This window comes from Scytonema hankhaensis NUACC26, assembly GCF_045865695.1.
Lineage (GTDB): Bacteria > Cyanobacteriota > Cyanobacteriia > Cyanobacteriales > Nostocaceae > Scytonema.
Window position 1 is genome coordinate 25,634 of record NZ_BAACAP010000147.1, and the last position, 10,280, is coordinate 35,913.

A 10,280-nucleotide genomic window follows, 5' to 3' on the forward strand; every position below is an offset into this window, starting at 1 on the left:
TTTTGACTTATTTTGAGCCATAAGTGTTTTTTTAGAAATATAAAAATATCATGAGCATTGAAATTGGGTTGTGGCTTTCAGTTCTCTCCTTAACAATTTGGATTGTACTCGTAGGTTTTTGGGGTCAGTTTTGGCGGTGCAACCAACAATTCACAGGACAGGAAACAGATTTACCAATGTTTCCCAGAGTGTGTGTTGTCGTACCTGCAAGAAATGAAGCTGACTTACTACCAATTTCTTTGCGATCGCTCCTCAACCAAGATTATCCTGGTTCTCTGAGTATTGTTTTAGTAGACGATCGAAGTACGGATGGAACAGCTAGTGTTGCTTTTGATATGGCAAAAGAACTGAACAAAACCGAGCAACTGAAAGTTTTGACTGCCGAACCACTACCTGTTGGTTGGACAGGAAAGTTGTGGGCAATACACCAAGGAATTCAGTATACTGAAACTTTTAAAGAGCCACCAGATTATTTTCTCCTTAGCGATGCCGATATTGAACATGATGCTTTGAATGTCCGTTCCTTAGTTGTGAAAGCACAACAAGAAAATTTAGACCTTGTTTCCCTGATGGTCAAGCTGAGGTGCGAGCATTTTTGGGAGAAACTACTCATTCCAGCCTTTGTCTTTTTCTTTCAAAAACTTTATCCCTTCCCTTGGGTTAACGATCCCACAAAATCTACAGCAGCAGCAGCAGGTGGATGTATCTTGATAACCCGTAAAGCTTTATACGAAATTGGCGGTATTGAGAGCATTCGTACCGCTCTTATCGATGACTGTACCCTAGCTCAAGCAGTAAAGGGATTAGGGACTAGGGATTGCGGACTAGGGACTGGGGACAAGAAAGAAAATTCTATCTTGTCTTCACCTAATCCCAAATCGCCATTGCCCCTTATCCCCAAAGGGGACTCCGAGTTCCCCAATCGCATCTGGCTAGGGCTAACTCGCTCAACCCACAGCTTGCGACCCTATGCATCCTTAGAAACAATTTGGAATATGGTAGCCCGAACTGCTTTTACACAGCTACATTATTCTTTAGGGATGTTAATAGTCACTATATTTGGAATGATACTTGTTTACATAGTACCACCTCTATGTGCAATTACCGGAGCGATCGCCGGAAATTGGCTGGTAGCGATTGTGGGTTTATCTAGTTGGCTTCTCATGTCTTACGCCTACTACCCTATAGTTAAATTTTATGGTTGTTCCCCTGTATTCGCATTTTGTTTAAGTGCGATCGCATGCCTGTATACGTTAATGACATTAGATTCTGCCTTACGTCATTGGCAAAAGCGCGGAGGAGCCTGGAAAGGACGAGTATATTCTCATTAGCTAATTGCTAATTGTTAATTGTTAATTGCTATTCCCCAATCCCCATTGCCCCTTATCCCCAGAGGGGGCCCCGAGTTCCCCAATCCCCAATATTATGACTTCTATCGCTCGTAAAAATTTACTTGAAGATTTTCCTCGTTTTCTTGTGGCGCAAGCAGGAATTATGTTTGCCGTTAGTTTAGTCACAATTCAAACAGGTCTACAGTACGGCTTTGCCCAATCATCTTCTCAATTAATTTCTCAATCTCGTGCTGATATTTGGGTATCTTCCAAAAATATGGAACACATAGATCTGACGAGACCGCTATCTTACGACCTAGTGGCAAAAGCTCGTCAAGTAGCCGGTGTCTCTCAAGCTGAAGCAGTTATCATTCGTGGGGGACTATGGCACGAACTAGAGTCAGACAAAATCAGCTCGGTCACAATGGTTGGTGCAGTACCGGGAGGAATGTTGTTTCCTACCTCAAAAATTATCAATGGAAGTTTTAACGATCTTAAGGAACCCTACAGGTTTATCATCGATCGAAGTAACTTGAAATCCCTAAATTTACAAAAATTGGGTGAAGTAGGAGAAATCAATAATATACCAGCAAAGTTGGTAGGTTTTACAGAAGGAACTCAGTCCATTGTTTTTGGAACTTTGATGTTCACTTCTTTAGAAAGTGCAAACACGTATATTAATTACGGTTCTGAAACCTCATCTCCTACAAGTGACAAGGGTTTATCTGTGAAAAAGTTATCATCTACAGACCCCATTAGTTTTATTTTGATTCGAGCAAAACCAGGTCAGAACATAGAAACACTCAAGCGAAAGTTAGAAGAGACTTTACCAGATACCCGTGCTTACACTCGTAAGGCAATGGCTGAAGTTACACAAAGCTATTGGCAAGAACGATCTGGAATTGGATTCATTCTAGGTATTGGTGCTGTCGTTGGAATTGTTGTAGGATCGGTGGTTGTCAGTCAAATTCTTTACGCCTCTGTGACAGATCATATTAAAGAATTTGGAACGCTTAAAGCAATGGGAGCGTCTGATTGGTTTATATATAGTGTCATTATCGAGCAAGGACTGTGGATGGCAATCATAGGCTATATACCGGGTATGGCTGTCTGCCTGGGAGTAGCAGCCTGGACGGCAACGTCCCAGGGAATAGTGATTCTCATTACCCCAACATCAGCAGCTGTGGTTCTAGGTATTACAGCTTTGATGTGTGTTTGTTCGGCTATCTTTGCTATTCAAAAGGTGACTCATGTAGATCCAGCCATTGTATTCAAAGGATAGGTTTCTTACAGTAGTTCGACCTACATAAATAAAAGTTGTGTTTGCTACAAAATACTAAGGAGTCTATGTGCGTAATTTAATGTAAAAAGCAATTTTTCCATAAAAAGTTGATATATATAATATGCAAAGAATAGGAGAAAATGGCTGATTTTAAATTAAACTCTAATGAGTTAACAAATAACAAATATCAAAGCTATACCTCTTCAGTAGCTGCGATCGCTGCTGAAAGGGTAGAAATGACACTTCAGTCCAAGCAACAGAACTTTCAAATTCTCAAAGGGATTAACTGGGAAATCAAAAAAGGTGATATAGAAATTTTGATGGGACCGTCTGGCTCTGGTAAAACAACGTTATTATCGATTTTAGCGGGGCTGCTAACGCCAACATCAGGCAAGGTGTATCTTCTGGGACAAGAGATTACTAGAATGTCTCGAAATCAGCTATCGCGCTTTAGAAGAGAGAATATAGGTTTTATTTTTCAAGATTTTAACTTGTTCCCCGCACTGACAGCTATTGAAAATGTAGAAGCAGCCTTGAACGTAAAAGGGTTTCGAGGACAGCAAGCACGCAAACAAGCCCAAAGTATGTTGGAACTTGTGGGATTGGGCGATAAAGCAAAACAACTTCCCCGCGATTTATCTGGAGGGCAAAAACAAAGGGTTGCGATCGCACGTGCTTTAACTGGGCATCCACAATTAATTATGGCAGATGAGCCAACAGCTGCTTTAGATTCTCATAGCGGGCATGTGGTGATGGAATTACTACGCGGACTTGCAAAAGAACAAGGCTGTACGGTTTTGATTGTGACTCACGATCCCCGAATTTTGGACTTAGCGGATGGAATTGCCCATATAGAAGATGGGTATCTCAAACAGTGAGACAATTGAGACTCAAAATCTCAGAATTTCTCTACGGCGTGTTTTCAAACTACTCGTTTAGCCTCCTAATTTTTTAGATCCCCCCATCTCCCCTCAACCCCAGAGGGGACCCCTAGCCCCCCTTTTTAAGGGGGGTTGGGGGGGAAGCATCTGACTCAAATTGCAACTGCTTAAAATTGTTGTGAGTGGACAAGCATCATCTTCAGGAATAGTGCTTGGATGTATTCTCGATACTATGTTTTTTACTAAATTCTTGTTTCTTCCTCAGTAAAGATAGGAGGCCATAATTCAGAAACGGGCAATTCCCAACCAGGGAAAAGTTCTGGAATAGTTAAGATATCTTCATTATTTAACACGATTGGTTCTCCTGTAAGTCGATAAACGGTTACGGTTGATTCATCGGGATCGATGAGAATTCCAACAACAGCTCCTAATTCTAAAAACTTTTTCACCTTTTTTTCTAAAGTGTTTATTCTATCACTTTGAGATTTAATTTCGACTACTAAATCTGGTACAAGTTGTCCAAAGTAACGAGGCGTTTGAAGAAGGCGAGAGGCTCGAACAAAGGAGACATCAGGTGCTTTAAGGTTTGTATCTGGCATAATGAAACCACCAGCAGAGTCAAATAAGCGTCCCAAACGATGAGGATAAACCCAGTTACCCAATAACCGAATCAGCAAAGCTCCTATTTCGCTAGATACAATGTCTGATGGTCCCATGACTATAATTTTTCCGTTTTCGAGTTCTAGCTGGTAATCATGCCCGTTTTCGGAGAGAATTGCTTGTAACTTTTCCAAGTCTTTTACTGTCATCAGTGACATCAGAAATCTCCTTGTTTGTTGAATAGCAGGTAGTTAGCTATTAATTATCATGGTTGTATATAATTGACTCTGGTAGTAAACAAAGCAGTTGTCACTTCTTGCAGTACTTTTAGTCCTCGTAGAGAACCAAAAATCAGTCGCGTCGCCGCAATTGGTTCTCGAAGTAGTCCCATTGCTAACGGAAGTGCTTGCAAGGAACCATGAGAATTTAATGCATTGGTGAGATTGGGTACATCATAGCGTACATCATCGCTAACAACTCGCACCATACCTACAGCAATACCCAATTGACTTAGATTTTCAAGTGCAACAAATCCCTCCATATCTACAACGTTGGCATTGTACGTTTGACCTAGATAGAGTTTCTCCTTAGCAGAATAGATGAGGCGATCGCTTGTTAAACCGACACCTTTAAAAGCTTTTTTAGTTGATAATTTATTTTGTAGTTTTACCGTCAATTCTGGTTCGCATAAGAGTTGAGAGACAGATAAAGGCAATTCTCGATCTTCTTTTAAAACCGAATAAATACAACTGCTGTATACCACAATATCTCCAACATTATACTGGGGTGACAAACTACCACATAAACCCATTAGTAAAACTCGCGAACCTGAATGAATTTGTACAGATTTCTGCCATATTTCCAAATAATTCTTTAATGGCAATGTACCCATAGGTATTGGAAAAACGGTTGGTTTGGGAGATGCAACACGATTTAATCCAATGCATACAGATTTATATTCAGCCCCTTGAGGAACGAGAATCGCATCAATAGGAATTTTCAAATTTTGCACTTGTTTATTAGTAAATTAAAGTATACTATCGTACTTTATTTTCTATTTCTTATAAAGGAAGAGACATTATCTGATTAATCCATTCCTCAGTGTTAGAAGCTCCCCAAATGAGAAGCAGTCCTTCAATTACGTCACTGATTGGCATATTTTGAGGAATAATTAACACACCCGAACTGATTTGTGACATTATAAACTCACCAAACTCAATAGGCATAGTTTTACGGTCGTGAGTGACAATAATTCTTCCCTGAAGTGCTGCTATGGCTAGCACCTCTTTGTCTGTCTTACCCTAAAGCTCTGCTCCATTTGCTGATTGGAAATCAATACTTGGTTCCCTGCGTGTAGTACCAGTTACAATTGCTTGTTTAAGATCCGCATCTGCTTGAAATCGAACTTTTGTCATGCTTGGCTCTACTTTTGTATTTGAGCAGCTTTCAATTTCCGATATAAGGATGGATTTTTCTCTCTAAGCGATTGTTGCAATTTCTCAAATTCTTCTTCCGCCTCTTTCAAATAAGTGTCAATTAGCTCTCGATTAGCAAGATAAAAGGTAATAGCACCATAAATCTGTTCTAGGGTGAGCAACGGAAAGTTTTGAGCAATACTTTCAGGAGTCTCTCCGTTTAAAAACTCGTAAACCACTGAATCTAAAGAAATACGAGTCCCTTCAATCCAATAGCCTTTGTTTCGTTGCTCAACGTACTGCTTTGCTACTATTGATGATACTGTCATAAAACTATTGACGACTATTTATCTTAGATATTAAATTATAACCTGTTCTTCGCCATATTTTCCCTAACCCATTCCCGAAACAAGCGGATAAGAGCATTTTCTTTAGTTGTTTTTTTCAGAGCCAAAAACCTTTCAATGTCTTGGGTTGTTAATAGTGGGAAAGCAATACTACGCTCGCGCAGTTGGTATTGATTATTTTCCAAAAAGTCAATTATTATTGATTGACCATCATAGCGCCAAACTTCGGGTACACCTAGATTTAGGTAGATATCTAGTCGGTTAATAGAACTACTGGTAATATCAACTTCAATAGCAAGATCGGGGGGTGGGTCTTTTGTCAGATCGATTTGCTCTTTATCCCAAATTGTTGGTTCGTTTTGGATATAGTAACATTGGTCGGGTTCAAGCCCTTTTCCTAAATCTTCGCGCTCGCACGTCCTAGATCCCAAACTACGGATTTCAATTCCTAGTTCTTCTGTAAGCGCTTCAACTAAACGTCCGAGTAGTTTTTTGTAAGTTTCATGGGGGTCTAATGGCATTCTAATCTCTAGCAAACCGCGATCGTAGGTAAGACGAATTGCAGGCTGCTGCTCAAAGTCCTTGACTAGAGATTGATAGGTTTGCCAGCTAATATTTTTCAGTAATACCCTGTCTGGACTCTGAATGAGCGTTGCAGTCATAGGTATGGAGTTAGCAAATAAGTGATATCCTTGTATCTACCTTACTACATTCAGCTTTTTAAGTCACAGCCGACTTGACTAAAAAAGGAGCGAGGATAAAGGATGAAAAATAAGTTGATAAATGGATTGAGTTTCCTTAATAAATTAAGGAAGTTTACTTCATATTTCATACTTTATACTTTAGAGGATGTTTTAACTGATGATAAGGCGAGCATTTGTAACTGGTGGAACAGGCTTTGTTGGAGCCAATTTAGTTAAGTTGTTACTTGAAGAGGGCTATAACGTCAGAGCGCTTGTGCGACCGAGCAGCAATTTAGACAACTTAAAACAATTAGATGTAGAAATTGTTCGAGGCGATCTGAACGATTCGGAATTGCACGGCAAAATTCGAGGTTGCCAAGTTCTTTTCCACGTTGCTGCTCATTATTCGTTGTGGCAATCTGACAAAGATACACTATACCAAAATAATGTCCTGGGAACTCGCAAAATCTTAGCTGCTGCTCGTACTGCAGGTATCGAACGAACAGTCTACACCAGTTCTGTTGCAGCTATTGGTGTAGATAAATCGGGAAAAATTGTCGATGAAACTCATCAAAGTCCTCTTGAGGAACTTATTGGCTACTACAAAAAGTCTAAGTACCTCGCCGAGCAAGAAGCTCATCTTGCCGTGCGTTCTGGTCAAGATATTGTCATAGTCAATCCTAGCAGTCCTATTGGTTCGATGGATATCAAACCGACTCCCACTGGTGATATAATTTTACGCTTTCTCCGACGGCAAATGTCTGCCTACCTCAATACAGGTTTGAATTTTATTGATGTGCGTGATGTCGCAAAGGGGCATATATTAGCTTTGGAAAAAGGAAAAACAGGCGATCGCTATATTCTAGGTCACCAAAACCTGTCTTTCAAAGCCCTCTTAGAACAGCTTGCCGAAATTACAAGTATACCCGCCCCTCAAATCTCCATTCCCTATTGGATACCATTGAGCGTTGCTTGGGTTGATGAAAAAATGCTGGCTCCTTTGGGCAAAACTCCTTCTGTTCCTTTGGATGGGGTTCGCATGGCACGTCAAACGATGTACTACGATGCCTCAAAAGCAGTCAGAGAACTAGGTTTGCCTCAGTCCCCGATTGTAACTGCTTTACAAGATGCCGTGAATTGGTTTGTAGCTCATAAATACGTTGATGTAGCATAAAATTAGTAACTTTTTACTGTTTTTTTCAGTTATGCCAAACAATTACCACAGTTACAGATGAAATCAATCGATCTGTTAAATGTAAACTGTTTTTAGCTTCAGTCCATGTCAAGGTGTAGAGGAGAATTATGGGAATTCATTTACAACAAGCAATGGAAGTTGGTAAATACTTGGTGACTCAACGTCTGTTGGGACGCAAGCGCTTTCCTTTAGTGCTCATGTTGGAACCCTTATTCCGGTGTAATTTAGCTTGTTCTGGTTGTGGCAAAATACAGCATCCTAAAGAGATTCTCAAGCAACATTTATCTCCAGAAGAATGCTTTGCTGCAGTAGAAGAGTGCGGTGCGCCTGTTGTCTCAATTCCTGGAGGAGAACCCCTACTTCATCCTCAAATCGATGAGATTGTTCGGGGATTGGTAGAACGCAAAAAATTTATTTACCTTTGTACAAATGGCTTATTGTTAGAAAAAAGTCTTGATAAGTTTGAACCTTCTCCATACTTAACATTTAGCGTACATTTGGATGGTATGAGGGAACTACACGACAAATGTGTAGACCGTAAAGGAGTGTTTGATATTGCCGTTCAAGCAATTCGTGCGGCAAAAGCTAAGGGATTTCGCGTCACAACAAATACCACCATTTTTGAAGGAACTGACCCAAAAGAAATCCAAAAACTTTTTGGCTTCCTTGACAAGCTTGGGATTGATGGCATGATGATTTCCCCTGGCTATAGCTATGAATGGGCACCCGACCAAGACCATTTTCTCAAGCGGGAACAAACTCGTTCGCTTTTCCGAGAAATTTTAACCCCTTACAAGACAGGTCAAAAAAACTGGAACTTTAATCACAATCCCCTATTTTTAGACTTTTTAATTGGTGAAAAAGATTATGAATGTACCCCTTGGGGTAGTCCTAGCTACAGCGTTCTTGGTTGGCAAAAGCCTTGCTATCTTCTCAATGAAGGTCATTACAAGACTTTTCAAGAACTGTTAGATAAAACTGATTGGAATCAATACGGTCGTAAGAGTGGAAATCCTCAATGTGCGGATTGTATGGTTCATTGTGGTTACGAACCAACTGCTGCAATGGATGCCATGCAACCTAATAATATAGGACGTTCTGTCAAAGCACTCTTTGGGCGTTAGTTAGTGGTTAGTGGTTAGTCGTTAGTAAACCACCGACCACTAACAGCTAACCACTATCAACTAACCCTTGAATAGAATGGCTCTGCTTGAAATTGTGTTCCTCATACTGATAGGTGGCTCGATTATTTTCTACCTAGCGTGTGCTTTAAGCACCTATCAGTTTTTTTCATCTCATACATCTAGTCAAGAAGAAATTGCGATCGCTACAAATACGCCAGTTTCTATCTTAGTCTCTATCCGAGGTCTTGATGAGGGAGCATGGGAAAACTGGACTTCCTTATGCACTCAAAATCATCCAACTTATGAAGTTCTTTTTGGGGTTACCGATACCAATGATTCTGCTGTCCCCTTATTGGAAAAGCTTGCTGTCACTTTTCCCAACCACGTAAAGCTGTTTGTAGGTTTAGAACCTCGTGGTGTCAATCTGAAGGATAGTAATTTAAGTTACTTGCTAGAACAAGCCCAGCACGAACTAATTATCTTTGCTGATGGTGATATTCAAGTCAATCGAGACTATATCCAAACTATCGCTACTCCTTTAGTTACCGGGAAAGCAAGTGTTATTACTTGTGCCTACATAGGCTACCAACCTCAATTTTTAGGAGCAGCTTTAGCTTCTTTCGGTCGCTGTGGGGACTTTATTCCCAGTCTATTAATTGCTCGTATTCTTGATGGCAGTCTTCAGTTAGCTGTAGGAGTTACCATTGCGACACATAAAGCAACTCTCGCTAGCTTTGGAGGATTACAATTAAACCGCATTGGTTCGGATTACAACTTGGGCAAGAGAGCAGCATTAGCAGGCTATCAAATTGAGCTATCCCACTATATTCTTGAGTGGGACACTGGAAACGAAAGTATCAAGCAATTATATGACCGAGAATTGCGTTGGGCGAGAACGATTCGTTTCAATCGCGGCTTTGTATATTACTCTATGGCATTCTGTTTCGGTACTGTGTATTGTCTTCCTCTGCTGTTGCTTTCTCACTTTTCTAGTTGGGCGATCGCACTTTGCCTGACAACATTACTCATTCGCTATCTACAAGTACTTGTCTCTATATTCAGTATGAAATCTCCCAAACTCCTTCTTTGGCTTTGGATTGTACCGTTACGAGATGCACTCAGTTTTATCATCTGGGCTATAGGCGGGTTTGGAAGAAGCGTGTATTGGCGCGGAAGAAAACTCCGAATAGAAGGTGATGGTTTGATTGTGCTTGGTTAGATATTGAAATCTCCAAACATAATATGTTACGTAGGTTGGGTTGAGGAACGAAACCCAACAACAAAACCCAACATTAAATTGAATTATTACTGTCATTTCCATCACATTATTACCCCCCATTATCCCCCCGATGTATTGGGGGGAAACAAGAAAAATCCAGTTCCCTCCCCAATACATCGGGGGGATAATGGGGGGTAATAATG

The 10,280-nt window shown here is 40.5% G+C and carries 10 protein-coding genes and 1 pseudogene; 6 read left to right on the forward strand and 5 right to left on the reverse strand.

The genetic code is table 11. The annotated features are described in order from the left end of the window. The first annotated feature begins 50 nt into the window (after positions 1-50). The 3 genes from ACKTT2_RS10200 to ACKTT2_RS10210 all read left to right on the forward strand — a co-directional run bounded on the left by ACKTT2_RS10200 (position 51) and on the right by ACKTT2_RS10210 (position 3,491). On the forward strand, positions 51-1,331 hold the full coding sequence (locus tag ACKTT2_RS10200) for a glycosyltransferase (protein ID WP_407886309.1): 1,281 nt from the start codon (positions 51-53) through the stop codon (positions 1,329-1,331). A 94-nt stretch (positions 1,332-1,425) separates the two neighbouring features. After that, a complete protein-coding gene (locus ACKTT2_RS10205) occupies positions 1,426-2,613 on the forward strand; it encodes an FtsX-like permease family protein (protein ID WP_407886312.1) in 1,188 nt (395 codons plus the stop codon). Between the two features lie 140 nt (positions 2,614-2,753). Further along, a complete protein-coding gene (locus ACKTT2_RS10210) occupies positions 2,754-3,491 on the forward strand; it encodes an ABC transporter ATP-binding protein (protein WP_407886314.1) in 738 nt (245 codons plus the stop codon). A gap of 245 nt (positions 3,492-3,736) precedes the next feature. On the opposite strand, the gene ACKTT2_RS10215 is transcribed toward ACKTT2_RS10210, so the two are convergent. The 5 genes and pseudogenes from ACKTT2_RS10215 to ACKTT2_RS10235 all read right to left on the reverse strand — a co-directional run bounded on the left by ACKTT2_RS10215 (position 3,737) and on the right by ACKTT2_RS10235 (position 6,518). Next, entirely contained in the window at positions 3,737-4,312 is a 576-nt protein-coding gene (locus ACKTT2_RS10215; protein WP_407886316.1) for a Uma2 family endonuclease, read from the reverse strand. Positions 4,313-4,359: 47 nt separating this feature from the next. Beyond that, complete coding sequence (locus tag ACKTT2_RS10220) at positions 4,360-5,106, reverse strand: 5'-methylthioadenosine/S-adenosylhomocysteine nucleosidase family protein (protein WP_407886318.1); 747 nt, start codon at positions 5,104-5,106, stop codon at positions 4,360-4,362. A 49-nt stretch (positions 5,107-5,155) separates the two neighbouring features. Continuing rightward, a pseudogene (locus tag ACKTT2_RS10225) lies at positions 5,156-5,380 on the reverse strand (DUF5615 family PIN-like protein); the annotation flags it as partial. Between the two features lie 137 nt (positions 5,381-5,517). Then, on the reverse strand, positions 5,518-5,838 hold the full coding sequence (locus ACKTT2_RS10230; protein WP_407886320.1) for a DUF433 domain-containing protein: 321 nt from the start codon (positions 5,836-5,838) through the stop codon (positions 5,518-5,520). Between the two features lie 35 nt (positions 5,839-5,873). Then, positions 5,874-6,518 carry a Uma2 family endonuclease gene (locus ACKTT2_RS10235; protein WP_407886322.1) on the reverse strand — a complete coding sequence of 215 codons (645 nt, stop codon included), beginning with the start codon at positions 6,516-6,518 and terminating at the stop codon, positions 5,874-5,876. A gap of 199 nt (positions 6,519-6,717) precedes the next feature. On the opposite strand from ACKTT2_RS10235, the gene hpnA reads away from it, so the two are divergent. From hpnA to ACKTT2_RS10250, 3 genes are all read left to right on the forward strand, one after another. After that, positions 6,718-7,713: a hopanoid-associated sugar epimerase gene (gene hpnA, locus ACKTT2_RS10240; protein WP_407886324.1), complete on the forward strand. Its 996-nt coding sequence runs from the start codon at positions 6,718-6,720 to the stop codon at positions 7,711-7,713. Between the two features lie 128 nt (positions 7,714-7,841). After that, entirely contained in the window at positions 7,842-8,858 is a 1,017-nt protein-coding gene (gene hpnH / locus ACKTT2_RS10245) for an adenosyl-hopene transferase HpnH (protein WP_407886326.1), read from the forward strand. 76 nt (positions 8,859-8,934) lie between these two features. After that, positions 8,935-10,077 carry a glycosyltransferase gene (locus tag ACKTT2_RS10250; RefSeq protein WP_407886328.1) on the forward strand — a complete coding sequence of 381 codons (1,143 nt, stop codon included), beginning with the start codon at positions 8,935-8,937 and terminating at the stop codon, positions 10,075-10,077. Positions 10,078-10,280 lie beyond the last annotated feature (203 nt).